Source organism: Nonomuraea helvata, from assembly GCF_039535785.1.
GTDB classification, from domain to species: domain Bacteria; phylum Actinomycetota; class Actinomycetes; order Streptosporangiales; family Streptosporangiaceae; genus Nonomuraea; species Nonomuraea helvata.
In genome coordinates, this window is record NZ_BAAAXV010000008.1 from 637,892 (window position 1) to 657,127 (window position 19,236).

A 19,236-nucleotide genomic window follows, 5' to 3' on the forward strand; every position below is an offset into this window, starting at 1 on the left:
CCGGCCACGGTGCCCGCCGTTGTCGTGTCGTCCTACTTGAACGTGATGCTCTTGATGATCACCGGCTTCTTGGGCACGGTGGTGCCGCCGTCGCCCATGAGGTCGGCTTGGTTGACGATCAGGTCCTCGCCGCTTTTGGCCAGCCCCAGCAGCGTGTCCATGCCCTCGCTGACCATGCCGATGACGTTGTAGCCCGCGCCGATCTTGGCGTTCTCGTCCGAGAGCGAGATGGCGAACTGGCTGTTGTTCTGGCCCGCCGCCTCGGACGGCTGGGTCATGAACACCACGCCCTTGGCGATGGGGATGTCGATGTTCTCGTCGGCGTAGACGTATCCGGCGGTGCCCTGCCCGTCGGTCGGGTTCTTGCCGTCGGCCTTGGCCAGCGGGTCGCCGCACTGCAGCATGTGCGCGCCGGCGGCCACGTCGGGCGTGACCAGGCGGTGGCACTTCATGTTCGTGTAGAACTTCTTCTTCGCCAGGTAGGCCAGCGAGTTGATCGAGCACGGAGCGGCGTCGGTCATGAGGTCGACGACGACCGTGCCACGGTTGGTGGTGATCGTCATCTTCTTCAGCTTCATGTTCGGCTTCTTGCCGGGCAGACCGACGAACTTGTTCGGCACCGAGGTGTCCCGCTTGTAGGTGCAGGTGACCGGGCCGGTCCTGGTCGGCGTGGCGGACGGCTCCGTCTGGGCCGGGCTCGCGCTCGGGGAGGCGCTGCTCTTCGCGGCCACCTCGCTCGGGGTGTCCCTGTTGACCAGCGTGGTCGCGGCGAAGATGCCGCCCGCGACCACCACGACGGCCACGCCGGCGCCGATGAAGGTGTTCCGCCTCGCCTTGGCGGTCTGGGCGGCGGCGCGCTGCGCCTGCCGTTCCTTGTGCTCCCGCGCCAGCTCTTTCTGGCGGTCTTCCTCGTTCTGGCGGTCGTCGCCGCTCACCGCTATGTCCTCTCATTTTGCCAGTGCATGACCAAACAGCTTCCGCGCATGCTACCGGCCTCCGATATGTGCCGGACGTAAGTGGCGTAAGCCGTGCATGCGACAGATGAGGTCGCGAACCATATGGTGCTCGGATTCGTAGTTGAAATGAGAACTAAGGAGCCCCTCGTGTTCGACCAGATCCTGGGCCTCCCGGCCCACTCCCTGATGATCCACTTCGCCGTGGTGCTGACCCCGCTGCTGGTCGCCACCGCCGTCGGCTACGCCCTGGTGCCGCGCTGGCGTACCTACGCGGCGTGGGCGGTGGTCCTGCTCTCCCTGGCGGCGCCCGTGACGGTGTTCGCGGCTAAGGAGAGCGGCGAGCGCCTCAAGGAGGCCCGCTTCGCCACGGCGGACGGCGAGCTCGGGGGCCGCATCTCGACGCATGAGAGCTTCGCGAACCCGCTGCTGCTGTCGGTGCTCGGGCTGGCCGCCTCGGCTCTCCTGCTCGTGTACGCGACCCGCCCCGCCCGCGACTCGGTCGGCCGCGACAGGTTCGGCCGGCCCACCACGCTGGCACTGTCGGCGGTGACGCTGGTGCTGGCCGGAGCCGCCGGCTACTACGTCTTCCGCGCCGGCGACTCGGGAGCGAGAGCCGTCTGGGGCATGTAATCTCACGTTGTGGATAGCCTGTTCGATTCGGCGGCCGAGGAGGCCACCCCGCAGCCCCTCGCGGTGCGGATGCGCCCGCGCACGCTCGACGAGGTGATCGGCCAGCGGCACCTGCTCGGCCCCGGCACCCCGCTGCGACGCCTGGTCGAGAGCGAGGCTCCCATGTCGCTGTTCCTGTGGGGCCCGCCGGGCACCGGCAAGACCACGCTCGCCTACGTCGTCTCCAACGTCACCAAGCGCCGTTTCGTCGAGGTCTCCGCCGTCTCCGCCGGCGTCAAGGACGTGCGGGCCGCCATCGACACCGCGCGGCGCGAGCTGGGCATGACGGGCCGTCAGACCGTGCTGTTCGTGGACGAGGTGCACCGCTTCAACAAGGCCCAGCAGGACGCGCTGCTGCCCGCCGTCGAGAACCGCTGGGTCACCTTCATCGGCGCCACCACCGAAAACCCGTTCTTCTCGGTCATCTCGCCGCTGCTGTCGCGCTCGCTGCTGCTCACCCTGGAGTCGCTGTCCGATGACGACGTGCGCGCCGTGCTGGAGCGCGCCGTCTCCGACCCGCGCGGCCTCGGCGGTCGTGCCACGCTCGCCCCTCAGGCCCTCGATCATCTGGTACGCCTGGCGGGCGGCGACGCGCGCAGGTCGCTGACGTACCTGGAGGCCGCCGCGCTGCTGGCCGACGACATCACCGTGGAGGTGGTGGAGAAGGCCGTCGACAAGGCCGCCGTACGTTACGACCGGCAGGGCGACCAGCACTACGACGTGATCAGCGCGTTCATCAAGTCGATGCGCGGATCCGACGCCGACGCGGCGCTCCACTACCTGGCCCGCATGATCGAGGCGGGGGAGGACCCGCGCTTCATCGCCCGCCGCATCGTCATCTTCGCCTCCGAGGACGTGGGCATGGCCGACCCCACGTGCCTGCAGACCGCGGTGGCCGTCGCCCAGGCGGTGCAGCTCATCGGGCTGCCCGAGGGGCAGATCAACCTGGCGCAGGCGGTCATCCACTGCGCCATGGCGCCCAAGTCCAACGCCGTGGTCAAGGCCATCGGGGCGGCCGTCGGCGACGTCCGGCGCGGCCTGATCGGCCAGGTGCCCGGCCATCTTCGCGACGCCCACTACCCGGGCGCGGCCAAGCTCGGCCACGGCGACGGCTACAAGTACCCGCACGACTTCGAGCACGGGCTGGTGCGGCAGGAGTACGCGCCGGAGCAGGTGCGCGACCGGCGCTACTACGAGCCGACCCGCCACGGCGCGGAGGCTCCGGTGGCCGACCGCTGGGCCAAGATCCGCGACTTCCTCCGGGGAACCTGATCCATTTGTGATCTACACTGTAAAGGCCTCGGCGTTGCCCGGCTGTAGTGCGGCGATGCTCGAAGCGTGAGACGGGATCGCGATGCACGGGCGGCGGTCCGGGGTTCGGGATGGCGTAAGTTTGGGTGTGCGGACGTGCCGGGCGCGGCCGGGCCCCGCTCGACCGGCGTCGCATGGTGCCAGGGCGACGCGCGGCCTCGGGCTCATGAGGTCCGGAGCGGCTCGCGAGGTCGGGCGGGCGCGGCTGGCAGGTGGTCGCGGGAGTGCCGGCGTCCGGCGCGGCGTGCCGATCAGGGTCGGCGACCTCACCAAGGTTGTCGCCGTGACGCGATAGGGTCTTGGCGTTCCGGCCCAGCGTACGAGGGAGATGAGCGGATGCTTACCGCTGGAGAGCTCGCCGGGCTGATCGCGGCCGTCGGCTGGATAGTCCTGGTCTGCGTTCTCGCCATGGTGCTCGTCAAGCTCGCCAGGCTGCTCACCGAGACCACCAAGGCGGTCTCCGACCTGAACGAACGCCTGATGCCGCTGCTCGACGACATGAGCGTCACGGTCAACGAGACCAACAGGCAGCTGGTCGCCGTCGAGGCCATCGCCAAGGACGTCAAGCAGGTCAGCGGGCACGCCGCCAAGCTCAGCGCGGTCACCCAGACGATCTTCACGGGGCCGCTGGTCAAGGTGTCGTCGCTCGCGTACGGCGTGCGGCGCGCCATCGAGGCCCGCCGGACGCCCAGGCTCAGGGCCGCGCCGAGGCGGACGCGATGATCAGGCGGCTGTTCTACCTGTCGCTGGGCGCGTTCATCACCTTCTGGGTGATGCGCAGACTGCAGGCGCTCCACCCCAACCATGTCGCGCGCAGGACGGCCGACAGCGCCGCGGGGATGCTCCGGCAGGTGAGAGACTTTACTTTCGACGCGCTCGGCGAGGCCGCGGAGCGCGAAACCGAGTTGCGAGCACGCTTCGGGCTCGACAAGGCTGAAGAAAACAACTAACGCAAAGGATGGCCAACATGGAGTCGGCAGAGATCGCCCGCCGCTTCCTGCGCTTCTTCGAGGAGCGTGGGCACAAGGTCCTGCCCTCGGCCAGCCTGATCGCTGAGGACCCCACGCTTCTCCTGGTCAATGCCGGTATGGCGCCGTTCAAGCCGTACTTCCTGGGGCAGCGCAAGCCTCCGGCGTCCAGGTTGACCACGGCACAGAAGTGTGTGCGCACCCCTGACATCGACGAGGTCGGCAAGACGACCCGGCACGCCACGTTCTTCCAGATGCTGGGCAACTTCTCGATCGGCGACTACTTCAAGGCCGAAGTGATCCCGTTCGCGTGGGAGCTGCTCACCCGCTCCGAGTCCGACGGCGGCTTCGGCTTCCCCGAGGACAAGCTGTGGGCGACGGTCTATCTCGACGACGACGAGGCGTTCGACATCTGGCGTAACAAGGTCGGCCTGCCCGAGCACCGCATCCAGCGCCGCGGCCTGGAGGACAACTACTGGCACATGGGCGTGCCCGGCCCCGGCGGTCCCTGCTCGGAGATCTACTACGACCGCGGCGCCGAGTACGGCAAGGAGGGCGGCCCCGTCGCCGACGAGGACCGCTACCTCGAGGTGTGGAACCTCGTCTTCATGCAGTACCAGCTCAGCGCGGTCCGCACCAAGGTCGACTTCGACGTGGCGGGCGAGCTGCCGGCGAAGAACATCGACACCGGCATGGGCCTGGAGCGCATGGCGGCGATCCTGCAGGGTGTCGACAACATCTACGAGATCGACACCACGTACAAGATCCTCGACAAGGCGGCCGAGCTCACCAAGACCCGTTACGGGCGCGACCAGCGGGCCGACGTGAGCCTGCGCGTGATCGCCGACCACGTCCGCACCGGCACCATGCTGGTGGCCGACGGCGTCCTGCCGAGCAACGAGGGCCGCGGCTACGTGCTGCGCCGCATCCTGCGCAGGAGCGTACGCAACCTGCGGCTGCTCGGCTCCGGCGACGACCGCTACATGCACGAGCTGACCGACGTCGCGATCAACGTCATGGGCGAGCAGTACCCCGAGCTCAAGACCGACGCCTCGCAGATCCACGGGATCATCGACGCGGAGGAGGCGTCCTTCCTCGGCACGCTCCGCACCGGCACCGCGATCTTCGACGTGGCGGTCGAGGAGACCAAGCGCAAGTCCGGCACCACGCTCTCGGGCGATCAGGCGTTCCAGCTCCACGACACCTACGGCTTCCCGATCGACCTGACGCTGGAGATGGCGGCCGAGCAGGGGCTCCAGGTCGACGAGGAGGGCTTCCGCAGGCTCATGAAGGAGCAGCGGCAGCGCGCCAAGGCCGACGCCGCTGCGAAGAAGACCGGCAACGCCGACATCTCCGTCTTCGGGCAGCTGCTGGAGAAGGCGGGCAAGGTCGAGTTCCTCGGCTACGACCAGACCGAGGCCGACACGAGCGTGGTCGGCATCCTCGTCGACGGCGTGAACGTGCCGGTGGCGGGCGCGGGGACGACTGTGGAGGTCGTGCTGGCGCGCACCCCGTTCTACGCCGAGGGCGGCGGCCAGCTCGCCGACCAGGGCGTGATCCGCACGAGTGGCGGCGAGATCGAGATCGTCGACGTGCAGTCGCCGCTCGCGGGCCTCGTCGTCCACCGGGGCAAGGTCCGCAGCGGCGAGGTCAAGGTCGGCGACGACGCGCAGGCGGAGATCGACGTCGAGCGCCGCCGCGCGATCTCGCGCAGCCACAGCGCGACCCACCTCGTCCACCGCGGCTTCAAGAACGCGCTGGGTGAGACGGCCGCGCAGGCGGGTTCGGAGAACTCTCCCGGTCGCTTCCGCTTCGACTTCACCGCGGCGGGCGCCGTGCCGCAGAGCGTGCTGCGTGACGTCGAGGACGAGGTCAACGCCGTGCTCATCAACGACCTCCAGGTCAACGCCTTCTACACCTCGCAGGCGGAGGCCAGGGCGATGGGCGCGCTGGCGATGTTCGGCGAGAAGTACGGCGACGAGGTCCGCGTGGTCGAGATCGGCGACTACTCGCGCGAGCTGTGCGGTGGCACCCACGTCCACAGCTCCGGCCAGCTCGGCCTGGTCAAGGTGCTGGGCGAGCAGTCGGTAGGCGCGGGCGTGCGCCGCGTCGAGGCGCTCGTCGGCATCGACGCCTTCCGCTTCCTGGCCCGTGAGAGCGTGCTGGTCGCGCAGCTCACCGAGCAGCTCAAGGCGCGCCGCGAGGAGCTGCCCGAGCGCATCGACGGCATCGTCACGCGGCTGCGCACGGCGGAGAAGGAGCTGGAGAAGATCCGCTCCGCGCAGGTGCTCCAGGTTGCGGGTGATTTGGCGGCCAAGGCCCGTGACCTGCGGGAAGTCTCCGTTGTGACACACCGCGCGCCTGATGGCACAGGTGCCGATGATCTGCGTAAGCTCGCGCTTGACGTGCGTGGCAGGTTCCCGGCCGACCGGCCGGCGGTCATCGTGATCGCTGGCGTCCCCTCCGACCGTCCAGTGGTGGTTGCCGCGGTCAACGAGGCGGGGCGCGAGCGGGGGCTCAAGGCCGGACGGCTGGTCGGCGTCGCCGCCAAGGCTCTTGGGGGTGGCGGTGGCGGCAAGGATGATGTCGCGCAGGGTGGCGGCACACGACCGGAGGGGATCGGCGAGGCGCTGCAGCAGGTCGAGCAGGCCATCGCCGATCAGCTCGGCTGACATGAGGTTCGGCACACGGATCGGCGTGGACGTCGGGTCCGTACGCATCGGCGTGGCCCGTAGCGACCCTTCCGGGCTGCTGGCCACGCCGGTCGAGACCGTCAAGCGGGGCAAGGGCGACCTCGCCCGCATCGCCGCGATCGTCTCCGAGTACGAGGCGATCGAGGTGATCGTGGGGCTGCCCACCTCGCTGTCCGGACGCGAGGGGCAGGCGGCCTCACTGGCCCGCCAGTTCGCCGCCGACCTCGCGGTCCGGCTCGCGCCCACGCCCGTGCGACTGTTCGACGAGCGGCTGACCACGGTCGCCGCGACGCAGGGGCTGCGGGCCAGCGGCGTGAAGGCCAAGAAGCAGCGCGGTGTCATCGACCAGGCGGCCGCGGTCGTGCTGCTGCAGGACGCGCTCGACTCCGAGCGTGCCACGGAAAGACCCCCAGGCAGGCCCGTCGCACCGCCCCCAGCGGCCGACGGCCCTGCCTCATGAGCGCGCGCGTCCCGGGGGTCGCACCAGCGCCGAAGACGTGCCCATGCGGGCCGTCGGAGGCTGCGGTGGGACCCCGGTCCGTGCGGCTCTCACCAGAGTTCCGGTCTGCGGCGTCCCGGCAGGGAGACTGCGGGGTGGTCGCGTGAACCGGCCGCCTGAGGACGAGTACGACATCGGCGATGTGATCCCGTTCAGCTCCGACGACTCCACGACGGAGGAACCCGAGCCGCCGCAGCCCGAGGCCGAGTCTGGTCTCGAGTCGCGTGCCGACCTCCAGCCGGAGCCGGAGCCGGAGTCCAGAGCGGCCGATCTGCAGTCGGCGGGTGAGCCCGAGGCGGCGGCCGAGTTCGAGGCAGCCGCCACGCCGGTGGCGGGAGCCGTGCCGGAGACGGATGCCGCTTCCGAAACAGTGGCGGTACCCGAAACAGTGGCGGTACCCGAAACAGTGGCGGTACCCGAAACAGTGGCGGTACCCGAAACAGCGGCGGTACCCGAAACAGCGGCGGTACCCGAAACAGCGGTGGTACCCGAAGCAACGGCGGCGCATGAAACAGGGGCGGCGCCCCAAGCAGCGACCGCTCCGGAAGCGGGGGGCGGCCTCGGGGCAGGGATCGCACCGGGCGCAGGGACCGTGCCGGGCGCAGGGACCGTGCCGGCGCGTCGCAGGCAGGCCCTCCGAAAGGCCGGGATCGTCTCCGCGGGCCTGGCCGCGTCCCTGGTGGCGCTGGGGGCGGGAGCGATCGTGGTGCTCAAGCCGTACCTCAGCCCCGACGACTTCGACGGGCCCGGCAGCGGTGTCGTGACGGTGCGGATCGCGCCGGGCTCCAGCGCGGAGGACGTCGGCTCCACGCTGGCCGACGCCGGAGTGGTGGCCAGTGCGCGGTCGTTCGTGCGGGTGGCCGAGGAGCGCGCGGTCGCGAACCGGCTGCGGCCGGGACACTACCGGCTGCGCAAGGGCATGGCGGCCGGGGCGGCGCTCGACCTGCTCCTCGCCCCGGCCTCCAGGGTCGTGCGGCGGGTCACGATCCCCGAGGGCATGCGCACGTCCGAGGTGCTCGCCCGGGTCGCCAAGCAGACCGGGCTGCCGCTCAAGGAGCTGCAGAGCGTCGACAAGGGCCTCGTCGGGCTGCCCAAATACGCCCCGGGGCTCGAAGGGTTCCTGTTCCCGGCGACGTACGAGATCGAGCCCGGCGACTCGGCCGTGGACGTGCTGGCGGCGATGGTGGAGCGGTTCGGTGTCGCCGCGCGGCAGGTGGGCCTGGAGGAGCAGGCGGCGCGCAGGCACCTGACGCCGCTGGAGGCGGTCACGGTGGCCAGCATGATCCAGGCTGAGGGCGGGACCGACGCGGACTACCCGAAGATCTCCAGAGTGATCTACAACCGCCTCCAGAAGGGCACCAAGCTGGAGATCGACAGCACCATCCTGTACGCCCAGAACCGCCGGAGCCTGAGGATCACGGAGAGCGACACCAAGGTCGACTCCCCTTACAACACCTATCGCCACAAGGGACTGCCGCCGGGACCCATCGCGAATCCGGGGGAGAAGGCGCTGCTAGCGGCCCTGAACCCGGCAAACGGCGATTGGCACTGGTTTGTCACGACGGATCCCGCGCATAGAATCACCAAATTCACCAACAAAGAGAGCGAGTTCGTGAGATACCGGGAAGAGTTGAAAAAGAACCTCGGGACGAACTGATGTTCGACGAAACTCCCCCCGTTCCGGCTCAAATGGCCCCAAACGGGACATGCGCTCTCTTTTCATCCCTTAGCATGGCTACTCAGAGTGCTCTCCGCTGGTCGTGGGAGCATGTCCGGCGGATCCCCCCGTTCCGCTCGGTGACGAAACCAGCCGGTTCAGCAGTTTCGCTTGACGCCTGGCTGGCCGTACCGGGAGATTGGCCAGCGCACCTATGAACGATCTCGATCTGAACACTCTGCTCGGCGCCGAGGACGACGAGGGTCGTGCCCGGCGCCGTCCTCGCGGTTCCGGCAAGCGCGGCGGGCGCCGGCGGCGCAGGCGCCGCAACCGGGGCGGCTTCATAGCGCCGCTGCTCGCCTTCGTCGTGCTGGCGGGCATCATCGGCGGCGGCGGATACTACGGCTACCTGTGGCTCAGTGACGCGCTCGTGCCCGACGACTACACCGGTCAGGGCAGCGGCGAGGTCGTCGTGGAGATCAAGGACGGCCAGAGCGCCTCGGACGTGGCGGTGGAGCTGGAGAAGTTGGGGGTCGTGGCCAGCGCCAGGGCGTTCACCAACGCGATCGGCAACGCCAACAAGAGCGGCTCGCTGCAGCCCGGCTCGTACAAGCTGCGCAAGCAGATGTCGGCCGCGCAGGCCGTGTCGATGCTCGGCCCGGAGAACCGGCTGCTGGCCAGGGTGACGATCAAGGAGGGCCTGCGCCTTTCCGACACCCTGAACACGCTCGCCAAGGCGACCGGCAAGCCCGTCAAGGAGTTCACCGCCGCGGCCAAGGACGTCGGCGAGCTCGACCTGCCGCCGTACGCCAAGAACAAGCTCGAGGGGTACGCCTTCCCGGCCACGTACGAGTTCCAGCCCAAGACCACGCCCAAGCAGATGCTGGCGGCCATGGTCAAGCGGTTCAACCAGACCGCCGAGACCATGGACCTCCCGGGCAGCGCCAAGGCGCTCGGCTACACGCCGCAGGAAATCATGACCATCGCGAGCATCGTGCAGGCCGAGGCCGGCCGGCCCGAGGACATGCCGAAGATCGCGCGCGTGATTTACAACCGGCTCGAGCTCAAGCCGCCGATGAACCTGAAGATGGACAGCACGGTCATGTACGCGCTCGGCAAGTACCGCACCTACGCCACCCACGCCGAACTGCAGACCCCGTCCCGCTACAACACCTACAAGTACGCGGGGCTGCCGCCCGGCCCGATCGCCAACCCCGGCGACCACGCCATCGAGGCCGCGCTCAACCCGGCGAAGGGTCCCTGGCTGTTCTTCGTGGCCACTGACCCCAATGGCGGCGGCGTCACGGAGTTCGCCACCACCGATGCCGAGCGTCAGGCGCTGGTGGCCAAGTGCGTCAAGAACGGCGGGTGCGGCGGCGGCTGACCGTCACGGCCGGGAAGCGCCGTCCGTCCAGGTGCGCAGCGCTCTGGACGGATGGCGATAAGGTCTTCCTGGTCGAAAGGAGTAGGGATGCGGGCTGCGGTGATGGGCTCGCCCATCGGTCATTCGCTCTCGCCCTACCTGCACCGGGCCGCCTACCAGGCGATGGGGCTCGACGGGTGGAGCTACGAGGCGTTCGAGTGCGATGAGGCGCGGCTGCCCGGGCTGCTGGGTGAGCTGGTGCCCGTGCGCGGTCAGGGACCGGACGACGCGGACGCCTGGGCGGGGCTGTCGCTGACCATGCCGCTCAAGCGGGCCGTGCTGCCCTTGCTCGACACCGTGTCCGAGCTCGCGCTGGAGGTCGGCGGCGCCAACACCGTGGTGTTCCGCGACGGGCTGCGGCACGGCCACAACACCGACGTCCACGGCATCGAGCAGGCGCTGGCCGAGGCCGGGGTGCCCGCGCCGCGTTCGGCGACCGTGCTGGGCGGAGGGGCCACGGCGGCCTCGGCGCTGGCGGCGCTGCGCAACCTCGGGCTGTTCTCCGCGACGCTGCTGGTGCGCGACCCCGCGCGGGCGGGTGAGACGGTGGAGGTGGCGGAGCGGCTGGGCGTGGCGCTGGCGGTGGAGACGTTCGACAAGCTCGACGCCCTGACCCGGGTGGACCTGGTGGTGTCGACGCTGCCCGGCGGGGCGGCTGACGCGTTCGCCGACCGGCTGGCGCGGGTGCCCGCGCTCTTCGACGTGGTCTACTCGCCCTGGCCGACCAGTGCGGCGGCGGCGGTCCAGGCCGCGGGTGGCACCGTGGTCGGGGGGTTCTCGATGCTGCTCCACCAGGCGGTGCGGCAGGTGGAGCTGATGACGGGCCGTACGGACGTGCCGGTGGAGATCATGCGCGCGGCCGGTGAGGCGGAGCTCGCTAGGCGGTCGGCCAGTCGAACGGATTGAGCACTTTCACGTCAAGCCCCGCGAAGTCCTTCACATTGCGGGTCACGAGGGTGCAGTCGTGGGCGCGTGCGGTGGCGGCAAGTATGCCGTCGACGATCGGGAGCGGGCGCATGGCCTGGATTCGCCCCCATTCCTCGGCGACAACGGCGGTGACAGGCAGCACCCTTGTCCTGAACTCGTGCTGAAGACGGCCGAGCCAGGACTCGTAGCCGTTCGCTTGCACGGGGTCGCGGCGGCGCAGGAGTTCGACGCCCTTGCGGATCTCTCCGAACACCATGACGCTCAGGTAAAGGCTGGGGCCGGTGATGGTGTCGAGCCACGCCTGCACGCTGCCGTCTCTGGTGCGCTTGGTCATCTCCGACACGACGTTGATGTCGAGGATGTAGCTCACTCGTCGCCTCCGAGCTCGAGGTCGCGCATCTCGGTGCTCTTGTCTCTGGCGAGGTCGAGCGCCCCCAGGTCCGGACCCGAGAGCAAGAACTCCTTGAAATCCGGCTGCTTGCCCTTGAGCTGGCGATATTCCTCCATGTCAAGGATCACCGCCACATCCTGTCCGTGTCGGGTGACGATCTGCGGTCCCTCGTCGTGAGCCCTGCGGACGACCTCGCTGAAGCGCTGTTTGGCCTCCTGTAGCTGCCATTTGGTCGATTCGAGCTGCTCTACGGTCATACGCCCTCTTTCTGACTAGTTTTCTGGACAGATAAAGAGTCTAGTGGAGGACTTTGGCTGGGAGGGATGATTCGGGGAAGTCTCGTGGTTGTGGTAATGTAGCTCTCTGATCGGTCCGGCATGCCTTGCTGGACGCGCAAGCGGAGGTCTCCCTCCCACCTGAGTCGCCGAAAAGGCGTCCGGGTCCAGGATCACGCCGGACTACTCCGGGGAGCTCAAAGGCCACGAAGCCAAAGAGCTCAGTGGCCCCGCATGCGCGACGTGCGGGGCTTTTCGCGTTCAGCGAGGAGTCCCGGTCACGACGAGCACGTAGGGATCGCAAACCTAGGAGGCCCCATCAGCACTGAGCCCCGCATCAACGAGCGTATCCGAGTTCCCGAGGTTCGCCTCGTGGGCCCGAACGGCGAGCAGGTAGGCATCGTCTCGATTCACGACGCCCTCAAGCTCGCCCAGGAGGCCGACCTTGACCTCGTCGAGGTCGCGGCCACGGCTCGACCGCCCGTGTGCAAGCTCATGGACTACGGCAAGTTCAAGTACGAGTCCGCGATGAAGGCGCGCGAGGCGCGCAAGAATCAGGCGCACACGATCATCAAGGAGATCAAGCTCCGGCCGAAGATCGACCCGCACGACTACGAGACCAAGAAGGGTCACGTGGTGCGGTTCCTCAAGGCGGGGGACAAGGTCAAAGTCACGATCATGTTCCGTGGTCGCGAGCAGTCCAGGCCGGAGCTCGGCTTCCGGCTGCTGCAGCGGCTGGCGGACGACGTCCAGGAGCTGGGGTTCGTGGAGTCCCACGCCAAGCAGGACGGCCGTAACATGATCATGGTGATCGGTCCGCACAAGAAGAAGGCCGAGGCGAAGGCCGAAAAGGCCGCCGCCAAGGCCCAGCGTGGCAGCGAGGACACTTCCCTAGAGGACTCTTCCCCACAGGAAGCATGACCCGCGGTTGGGGTTAGCCTTACAGAGCACCCCGATTCAGCCACCAGCAGCCGAAAGACGCCGCGACCGGGTCGGCCCAGCACCGGCCCGGCCCCAGGCACGACCGAAACGAGGAGAGACGGCGACATGCCGAAGATGAAGACGCACAGCGGTGCGAAGAAGCGGTTCCGGCTCACCGGCACCGGCAAGATCAAGCGCCGCCGTGCCAACCGCGCGCACTACAACGAGTGGAAGTCGTCCACGCTGACGCGCCGTCTCAAGAACGAGGTCGTCCTTTCCGACGCCGATTCCAAGAAGATCAAGAAGCTGCTCGCCAAGTAAGTAGCGCGATTCCCCGGGGAGAAGAAACATGGCACGCGTGAAGCGGGCGCTCAACGCCAAGAAGAAGCGCAGGGTCGTCCTCGAGAGGGCGAGCGGTTACCGTGGCCAGCGGTCACGTCTTTACCGCAAGGCCAAGGAGCAGATGCTCCACTCGATGACGTACGCCTACCGGGACCGCAAGGACCGTAAGGGTGCGTTCCGCCGTCTGTGGATCCAGCGGATCAACGCCGCTGCCCGCCAGAACGGCATGACCTACAACCGCCTGATCCAGGGTCTGCGCCTGGCCGGCGTCGAGGTCGACCGCAAGATCCTCGCCGATCTCGCGGTCAACGACGCCCAGACGTTTGCCACGCTCGTCGAGGCCGCCAAGAAGGCGCTGCCGGCGAACGTGAACGCTCCGGCCGCGAGCTGACAAGCCGCGAGCTGAGGCAATTGCTTTAACCAGAGGGGCCCACCGATGACGGTGGGCCCTTTGCTGTATGCGAAAGTGCTGTACGCGACTGCTGTATGCGACGGGGGAGACCATGGCCGGGTCCGAGCTGACCAACGTGAAGTCGCCGCGGGTGAAAGCGGCCAGGCGGCTCACCAAGCGGGCCTTCAGAGATCAGGACCGCAGGTTCCTGGCCGAGGGGCCGCAGGCGGTGCGCGAGGCGCTCAAGCTCGAGGGCGTGCCGCTGGAGCTGTTCAGCACGGCCGACGCCGAGCTGCGCCACCCCGAGCTGATCACCGAGGCCACGCTCAAGGGTGTGCCCGTGCACCGGGCCAGCGGCGAGGTCATGGCGGAGCTGTCCCAGACCGTGACCCCGCAGGGGCTGGTGGCCGTCTGCAAGCTTGTGCACGTGCCCCTGGACGAAGCCCTGCAAGGCACGCCCCGCCTGGTCGCCGTGCTCGCCCACGTGCGCGACCCGGGCAACGCCGGCACCGTCATGCGGGCCGCCGACGCGGCCGGCGCCGACGCCGTGATCTTCACCGACGCCTCCGTCGACCCGTACAACGGGAAATGTGTGCGCGCCAGCGCCGGCAGCCTGTTCCACTTGCCCGTCGTCATCGGTGCACCGGTGAGCGCCGCCGTGCGTCAACTGAAGGAGCGGGGCCTGCGCGTGCTGGCGGCTGACGGCGCGGGCAAGCACACGCTCGACGATGTCGATCTCACGGGACCCACCGCGTGGATCTTCGGCAACGAGGCTTGGGGGCTGCCGGAGGAAATACTGTCCGAGGCGGACGATGTGGTCAGAGTGCCCATCTACGGACAGGCTGAAAGCCTGAACCTGGCCGCCGCCGCGGCGGTATGCCTTTACTCCTCTGCTAGGGCGCAGCGAGTGCCCTAGGCGGCGGGAAACCCGCTATTGTCGGCGTTGTAGGCGGAGGAGGCAGGTCGTGCACGGCGCAGACACCGACGGGCGAGTAGTGGCCGCCGCGTGCACGATAGCCATCGACGACCTTCCCGACGGCCTCATCGTGACTGACCGATATGGCTGTGTGCTGGCCGTCAACCGGGCCGCCGCCAGGCTCACCGGGGTGGCCGTGGAGCGCGCCGTCGGCAGGCACATGAACGACGTGTTCCCCTTCCGTGATCACGACGGGCGCGACTGGTGGAAGGCGCTCGACCCGGAGGGCGGGCTGCCCATCAGGAGCAGGGTGCCGGAGCGTCCGCTGCACCTGCCCGGCGGCCAGGAGCTCTACGTCGCGGCCAGGCTCGTACGCGAGCCCGAGCGCTGCGGCGAGGTCGAGCGCGTCACGATCACCCTGCGCGACGGAGGCGCCCGCGCCCGGCTGGAGCGCAGCCGGGCCGATCTGGTCTCCACCGTGGCCCACGAGCTGCGCTCGCCGCTGACCAGCGTCAAGGGGTTCACCGCGACCATGCTGGCCAAGTGGTCCCGCTTCACCGACGAGCAGAAGCGGGTCATGCTCGAGACCGTCAACAACGACGCCGACCGCGTCACCCGGCTCATCACCGAGCTGCTCGACGTCTCACGCATCGAGTCGGGCCGTCTGGAGGTGCGCCGCCAGGTCGTCGACGTCCCCGCCAGGGCGCGCCGGCTCGTCGCCGGGCGTGTGGCGGCGGGGGAGGCCGAGGACCGTTTTCGCCTGGTGGTCGGCGATGACCTGCCGGAAATGTGGCTCGACCAGGACAAGATCGACCAGATCCTGGGTAATCTGGTGGAGAACGCGCTGCGTCACGGGCGTGGCACTGTGACAATAGAGATCGAGTCCGTCGGATGGGGAGTTGCCGTGTCGGTGCGCGATGAGGGCGAGGGCATCGAGCCCGAGCTGGCCCCGCGCGTCTTCAGGCAGTTCTGGCGCGGCGGCAACAGCCGCAGGCGTGGCGGCACCGGGCTCGGCCTCTTCATCGTCAAGGGCCTGGTCGAGGCGCACGGCGGCACGATCATCGTGCAGCGCGCGCCCGAGGGCGGGGCGGAGTTTCGATTTACCGTGCCCACCGGCACGCCCGACTTCGCCACCCCGTAGCGATCGAGTCGGCCCCGGTGGGCGGGCCCACTAGACTCTTTTCCGCTCAAGCCCTGGATACGGAGCTCACTCTTGTCTGACTACGACCCCGTCGAGGTGACACCGTTGCATGCCGACGAGGTGTCGCGCATGGAGGCCGACGCCATCGCGGCGATCAAGGCGGCCGACAGCCTCGACGCACTCAAGCAGGCCAGGTTGGCGCATGCCGGCGACCGCTCGCCCATCGCCCTGGCCAACCGCGAGATCGGCGCCCTGCCGCCGGCCGCCCGTGCCGAGGCCGGCAAGCGCGTCGGCACCGCCCGCAAGGCGATCAACGAGGCGCTCGCCGGCCGCCAGGCCGAGCTGGAGGCCGAGCGTGACGCGCGGGTGCTCGTCGAGGAGAGCGTCGACGTCACCCTGCCGTGGGACCGGCGGCCGCGCGGCGCCCGCCACCCGCTGACCACGCTGCAGGAGCGCATCGCCGACGCGTTCGTCGCCATGGGATACGAGGTGGCCGAGGGCCCCGACCTCGAAGGCGAATGGTTCAACTTCGACGCTCTCAACATCGCGAAGGACCATCCGGCCCGTTCCGACCACGACACGTTCTTCGTGGGGTCGACCGACTCCGGCATGGTGCTGCGCACGCAGACCTCGCCGGTGCAGATCCGCGCGCTGCTCCAGCGCGAGCTGCCGGTCTACGTGATCTCGCCGGGCAAGACGTTCCGCACCGACGAGCTCGACGCCACCCACACGCCGGTCTTCCACCAGACCGAGGGGCTGGCCGTGGACGAGGGCCTGACCATGGCCCACTTGAAGGGGACGCTCGACCGCTTCGCCGAGGTGATGTTCGGCAAGGGCATCACGACCCGGTTCCGGCCCAACTACTTCCCGTTCACCGAGCCGTCCGCCGAGATGGACCTCAAGTGCTTCGTCTGCCGCGGCGCCTCGGCCGTCCCCGGCAACCCGCCCTGCCGCACCTGCAAGTCGGAGGGCTGGATCGAGTGGGGCGGCTGCGGCATGGTCAACCCGCGCGTGCTGGTCGCCTGCGGGGTCGATCCGTCGCGGTATTCGGGGTTCGCGTTCGGCATGGGCATCGAGCGTACGCTGATGTTCCGCCACAACGCCGAGGACATGCGTGACATGGTCGAGGGGGACGTGCGCTTCACCCTCCCGTTCGGAATGGAGATCTGATGAAGGTCCCGCTTTCCTGGCTGCGGGAGTATGTCGATCTCCCGGCGGCCACCGCCCACGAGGTGGCCGACAAGCTCACCGCCGCCGGGCTCAAACTGGAGTCCATCTCCTCGCACGGCCACGACGTCAAGAACGTCGTCGTCGGCGAGGTCCTCGAGATCGAGGAGCTGACCGGCTTCAAGAAGCCGATCAGGCACTGCAAGGTCGAGACGGGCGAGGCGACGCCACGCGAGATCGTCTGTGGCGCCACCAACTTCGTCGCCGGCGACCGCGTGCCCGTCGTGCTGCCCGGTGGCGTGCTGCCCGGCGGGTTCGAGGTCGGGGCGCGCAAGACGTACGGGCGCATGTCGGAGGGCATGATCTGCTCCGAGCGTGAGCTCGGGCTCGGTGACGATCACGGCGGCATCATGGTGCTGCCGCCCGGCACCCCGATCGGCGCGGACGTGGTCGAGCTGCTCGGCCTGCGTGACGAGGTCATCGAGCTGGAGATCACGCCCGACATCGGCTACGCGCTGTCGATCAGGGGCGTCGCGCGCGAGGTGGCGACCGCGTTCGGGGTGGAGTTCCGCGACCCCGCCGGCGTCGAGCCGCCCGCCGAGACCGGCCCGTCGTGGCCGGCCTCGATCGCCGACCCGACCGCCTGCGACAGGTTCGTGCTGCGCGAGGTCCGCGGCTTCGACCCGGCCGCCCAGAGCCCGCTCTGGATGCGGGTACGCCTCACGCGCGCCGGCATGCGGCCCGTGTCGCTGGCCGTCGACATCGCCAACTACCTGATGCTGGAGCTCGGCCAGCCGCTGCACACGTTCGACCGCGACAAGCTGACCGGCGAGATCGTCGTGCGCCGGGCCGCGGCGGGCGAGCGCCTCGAGACGCTCGACCACGTCGTACGCGAACTCGACCCCGACGACATCCTCATCACCGACCAGTCGGGGCCGATCTCGATGGCCGGCACGATGGGCGGGCTGGAGACCGAGATCTCCGACGGTTCGACCGACATCGTCATCGAGGCCGCGCACTTCTCCGCGACCGGCATCTCGCGCGAGTCGCGTCGGCACGGGCTGGTGTCGGAGGCGTCCAAGCGGTTCGAGCGCGGCGTCGACCGGGAGCTGCCGCTCGTCGCCTCGTGGCGGGCCGTGCAGCTGCTGGCCGAGCTGGGCGGCGCCACCATCCAGCCCGGGGTCACGCACGCCGAGGTCGAGGTGTCGCCGCCGCGCATCGCGATCCCGTCCGGCTACCCCGGCACCGTCGCGGGCGTCGACTACTCCCGGGACACCGTGATCGCCCGGCTGGAGCAGGTCGGCTGTGTCGTGACGCCCGGCAGCGACCCGGCCGTGCGCAAGGGCGGCGTCGACCCGACCGGCGTCGTCACCGGCGGCGCGCTGGCGGCCAAGCTGGCCGTCACCGGCGACGACATGATCACAGTGACGCCGCCGTCGTGGCGTCCCGACCTCACCGACCCCAACGACCTGGCCGAAGAGGTCATCCGGCTGGAGGGTTACGAGAGCCTGCCGTCGGTGCTGCCGTCCGCCCCTGCCGGCGCGGGCCTCACCGAGGGGCAGCGGCTGCGCAGGCGGATCGGCCGGGCGCTGGCCGAGGGCGGCTACGTCGAGGTGCTCAACTACCCGTTCATCAGCCCCGACGACTTCGACCGGCTGCTGCTGCCCGCCGACGACGCGCGCCGCCACGCCATGCGGCTGGCCAACCCGCTGTCGGAGGACGAGCCGCTGATGCGCACGACGCTGCTGCCGGGGCTGCTCAAGACCCTGGTGCGCAACGTCGGCCGCGGCTTCTCGGACGTGGCGCTGTTCGAGACGGGGCCGGTCTACCGGCCACGCGAGGGAGCTCCCGAGGTGGCGCCGGTGCTCGGGGTCGAGCGCCGCCCGACCGCCGAGGAGCTGGCCTCGATCGAGGCGGCCCTGCCCGACCAGCCGCTGCGGGTCGCGGTGGTGCTGGCCGGGGAGTTCGAGCGGTCCGGCTGGTGGGGCGGCGGGCGCGAGGCTTCCTGGGCCGACGCGGTGCAGGCCGCCCGGACGGTCGCGGGCGAGGCCCGGCTGGAGCTGTCGATCAGCGCCGACCAGCACGAGCCCTGGCACCCCGGCCGCTGCGCCGCCCTCTACGTGGGCGACACGCTGGTGGGACACGCGGGCGAGCTGCACCCGCGCGTCATCGAGGCGTACGGGCTGCCCAAGCGGACCGTGGCCATGGAGCTGGAGATCTCCCGCCTGGAGGCCGCCATGCCCGGGCCGGTCCAGACGCCCGCGGTGTCGGCCTACCCGGTGGCCACGCAGGACGTCGCGCTGATCGTCCCCGACTTCACGCCTGTCGCCGACGTGGAGGCCGCCCTGCGCGACGGGGCGGGCGAGCTGCTGGAGTCGATCCGGCTGTTCGACGTGTACGTGGGGGAGCAGGTGGGCGCGGGCAACAAGTCGCTCGCGTACACGATGCGCTTCCGGGCCGCGGACCGGACGTTGACGGTCGAGGAGACGACGGCGGCGCGCGACGCGGCGGTGGCCATGGCGGCCGACCGCGTAGGGGCTCAGCTGCGTAGCGCCTGATACGGGTGAGGGGCTGGTACGGCGGCTGCCG

At 69.5% G+C, this 19,236-nt stretch carries 19 protein-coding genes; 16 read left to right on the plus strand and 3 right to left on the minus strand.

The genetic code is table 11. The features are described 5' to 3' along the window. Positions 1 to 32: 32 nt before the first annotated feature. Entirely contained in the window at positions 33 to 935 is a 903-nt protein-coding gene (locus tag ABD830_RS30455) for a peptidylprolyl isomerase (protein WP_344994801.1), read from the minus strand. 168 nt (positions 936 to 1,103) lie between these two features. Here ABD830_RS30455 and ABD830_RS30460 point away from each other — a divergent pair, with 168 nt between their 5' ends. The 9 genes from ABD830_RS30460 to ABD830_RS30500 all read left to right on the plus strand — a co-directional run bounded on the left by ABD830_RS30460 (position 1,104) and on the right by ABD830_RS30500 (position 11,082). Then, positions 1,104 to 1,586, plus strand: coding sequence for a DUF2231 domain-containing protein (locus ABD830_RS30460; RefSeq protein WP_344994804.1), 483 nt, complete (start codon positions 1,104 to 1,106; stop codon positions 1,584 to 1,586). A 69-nt stretch (positions 1,587 to 1,655) separates the two neighbouring features. Next, the gene (locus ABD830_RS30465; RefSeq protein ID WP_446686104.1) at positions 1,656 to 2,897 is read left to right on the plus strand and encodes a replication-associated recombination protein A; all 1,242 of its coding nucleotides are present in this window, start codon (positions 1,656 to 1,658) and stop codon (positions 2,895 to 2,897) included. A 375-nt stretch (positions 2,898 to 3,272) separates the two neighbouring features. Continuing rightward, on the plus strand, positions 3,273 to 3,659 hold the full coding sequence (locus ABD830_RS30470; protein WP_344994808.1) for a DUF948 domain-containing protein: 387 nt from the start codon (positions 3,273 to 3,275) through the stop codon (positions 3,657 to 3,659). Next, positions 3,656 to 3,886: a hypothetical protein gene (locus ABD830_RS30475; protein ID WP_344994811.1), complete on the plus strand. Its 231-nt coding sequence runs from the start codon at positions 3,656 to 3,658 to the stop codon at positions 3,884 to 3,886. The genes ABD830_RS30470 and ABD830_RS30475 overlap by 4 nt, the downstream gene beginning before the upstream one ends. 17 nt (positions 3,887 to 3,903) lie before the next feature. Continuing rightward, a complete protein-coding gene (gene alaS / locus ABD830_RS30480; RefSeq protein ID WP_344994814.1) occupies positions 3,904 to 6,576 on the plus strand; it encodes an alanine--tRNA ligase in 2,673 nt (890 codons plus the stop codon). A gap of 1 nt (position 6,577) precedes the next feature. Next, a complete protein-coding gene (gene ruvX, locus ABD830_RS30485; RefSeq protein ID WP_344994817.1) occupies positions 6,578 to 7,057 on the plus strand; it encodes a Holliday junction resolvase RuvX in 480 nt (159 codons plus the stop codon). A 142-nt stretch (positions 7,058 to 7,199) separates the two neighbouring features. Beyond that, a complete protein-coding gene (mltG, locus tag ABD830_RS30490; protein ID WP_344994820.1) occupies positions 7,200 to 8,753 on the plus strand; it encodes an endolytic transglycosylase MltG in 1,554 nt (517 codons plus the stop codon). 214 nt (positions 8,754 to 8,967) lie between these two features. Further along, positions 8,968 to 10,137 (plus strand): endolytic transglycosylase MltG, encoded by a 1,170-nt coding sequence (mltG, locus tag ABD830_RS30495; protein ID WP_344994823.1) that lies wholly within the window; start codon positions 8,968 to 8,970, stop codon positions 10,135 to 10,137. A gap of 87 nt (positions 10,138 to 10,224) precedes the next feature. Further along, positions 10,225 to 11,082, plus strand: coding sequence for a shikimate dehydrogenase (locus ABD830_RS30500; RefSeq protein WP_344994826.1), 858 nt, complete (start codon positions 10,225 to 10,227; stop codon positions 11,080 to 11,082). Here ABD830_RS30500 and ABD830_RS30505 read toward each other — a convergent pair. After that, a complete protein-coding gene (locus ABD830_RS30505; protein ID WP_344994828.1) occupies positions 11,054 to 11,473 on the minus strand; it encodes a type II toxin-antitoxin system VapC family toxin in 420 nt (139 codons plus the stop codon). The genes ABD830_RS30500 and ABD830_RS30505 overlap by 29 nt on opposite strands. Continuing rightward, positions 11,470 to 11,751: a type II toxin-antitoxin system Phd/YefM family antitoxin gene (locus tag ABD830_RS30510; RefSeq protein ID WP_344994831.1), complete on the minus strand. Its 282-nt coding sequence runs from the start codon at positions 11,749 to 11,751 to the stop codon at positions 11,470 to 11,472. The genes ABD830_RS30505 and ABD830_RS30510 overlap by 4 nt, the downstream gene beginning before the upstream one ends. A gap of 261 nt (positions 11,752 to 12,012) precedes the next feature. On the opposite strand from ABD830_RS30510, the gene infC reads away from it, so the two are divergent. The 7 genes from infC (at position 12,013) to ABD830_RS30545 (ending at position 19,205) form a co-directional block, all read left to right on the plus strand. Beyond that, positions 12,013 to 12,690 (plus strand): translation initiation factor IF-3, encoded by a 678-nt coding sequence (gene infC, locus ABD830_RS30515; protein WP_425567200.1) that lies wholly within the window; start codon positions 12,013 to 12,015, stop codon positions 12,688 to 12,690. A 126-nt stretch (positions 12,691 to 12,816) separates the two neighbouring features. After that, complete coding sequence (gene rpmI, locus ABD830_RS30520; protein ID WP_043622108.1) at positions 12,817 to 13,011, plus strand: 50S ribosomal protein L35; 195 nt, start codon at positions 12,817 to 12,819, stop codon at positions 13,009 to 13,011. Positions 13,012 to 13,039: 28 nt separating this feature from the next. Further along, on the plus strand, positions 13,040 to 13,423 hold the full coding sequence (gene rplT / locus ABD830_RS30525; protein WP_344994834.1) for a 50S ribosomal protein L20: 384 nt from the start codon (positions 13,040 to 13,042) through the stop codon (positions 13,421 to 13,423). Between the two features lie 112 nt (positions 13,424 to 13,535). Next, the gene (locus ABD830_RS30530) at positions 13,536 to 14,339 is read left to right on the plus strand and encodes a TrmH family RNA methyltransferase (RefSeq protein WP_344994837.1); all 804 of its coding nucleotides are present in this window, start codon (positions 13,536 to 13,538) and stop codon (positions 14,337 to 14,339) included. Between the two features lie 49 nt (positions 14,340 to 14,388). Beyond that, the gene (locus ABD830_RS30535; protein WP_344994840.1) at positions 14,389 to 15,480 is read left to right on the plus strand and encodes a sensor histidine kinase; all 1,092 of its coding nucleotides are present in this window, start codon (positions 14,389 to 14,391) and stop codon (positions 15,478 to 15,480) included. Between the two features lie 129 nt (positions 15,481 to 15,609). Then, positions 15,610 to 16,650: a phenylalanine--tRNA ligase subunit alpha gene (gene pheS / locus ABD830_RS30540; RefSeq protein ID WP_344996021.1), complete on the plus strand. Its 1,041-nt coding sequence runs from the start codon at positions 15,610 to 15,612 to the stop codon at positions 16,648 to 16,650. After that, complete coding sequence (locus tag ABD830_RS30545; protein ID WP_344994843.1) at positions 16,650 to 19,205, plus strand: phenylalanine--tRNA ligase subunit beta; 2,556 nt, start codon at positions 16,650 to 16,652, stop codon at positions 19,203 to 19,205. The genes pheS and ABD830_RS30545 overlap by 1 nt, the downstream gene beginning before the upstream one ends. The last annotated feature ends 31 nt before the right edge of the window (positions 19,206 to 19,236 follow it).

Excerpts from the sequence above, each read along its gene's own strand:
- ABD830_RS30465 (WP_446686104.1), top strand. The coding sequence starts at position 1,656 with ATGCGCCCGCGCACGCTCGACGAGGTGATCGGCCAGCGGCACCTGCTC.
- ABD830_RS30470 (WP_344994808.1), top strand. The coding sequence starts at position 3,273 with ATGCTTACCGCTGGAGAGCTCGCCGGGCTGATCGCGGCCGTCGGCTGG.
- ABD830_RS30475 (WP_344994811.1), top strand. The coding sequence starts at position 3,656 with ATGATCAGGCGGCTGTTCTACCTGTCGCTGGGCGCGTTCATCACCTTC.
- alaS (WP_344994814.1), top strand. The coding sequence starts at position 3,904 with ATGGAGTCGGCAGAGATCGCCCGCCGCTTCCTGCGCTTCTTCGAGGAG.
- ruvX (WP_344994817.1), top strand. The coding sequence starts at position 6,578 with ATGAGGTTCGGCACACGGATCGGCGTGGACGTCGGGTCCGTACGCATC.
- mltG (WP_344994823.1), top strand. The coding sequence starts at position 8,968 with ATGAACGATCTCGATCTGAACACTCTGCTCGGCGCCGAGGACGACGAG.
- ABD830_RS30500 (WP_344994826.1), top strand. The coding sequence starts at position 10,225 with ATGCGGGCTGCGGTGATGGGCTCGCCCATCGGTCATTCGCTCTCGCCC.
- ABD830_RS30510 (WP_344994831.1), bottom strand. The coding sequence starts at position 11,751 with ATGACCGTAGAGCAGCTCGAATCGACCAAATGGCAGCTACAGGAGGCC.
- rpmI (WP_043622108.1), top strand. The coding sequence starts at position 12,817 with ATGCCGAAGATGAAGACGCACAGCGGTGCGAAGAAGCGGTTCCGGCTC.
- rplT (WP_344994834.1), top strand. The coding sequence starts at position 13,040 with ATGGCACGCGTGAAGCGGGCGCTCAACGCCAAGAAGAAGCGCAGGGTC.
- ABD830_RS30530 (WP_344994837.1), top strand. The coding sequence starts at position 13,536 with ATGGCCGGGTCCGAGCTGACCAACGTGAAGTCGCCGCGGGTGAAAGCG.
- pheS (WP_344996021.1), top strand. The coding sequence starts at position 15,610 with ATGGAGGCCGACGCCATCGCGGCGATCAAGGCGGCCGACAGCCTCGAC.
- ABD830_RS30545 (WP_344994843.1), top strand. The coding sequence starts at position 16,650 with ATGAAGGTCCCGCTTTCCTGGCTGCGGGAGTATGTCGATCTCCCGGCG.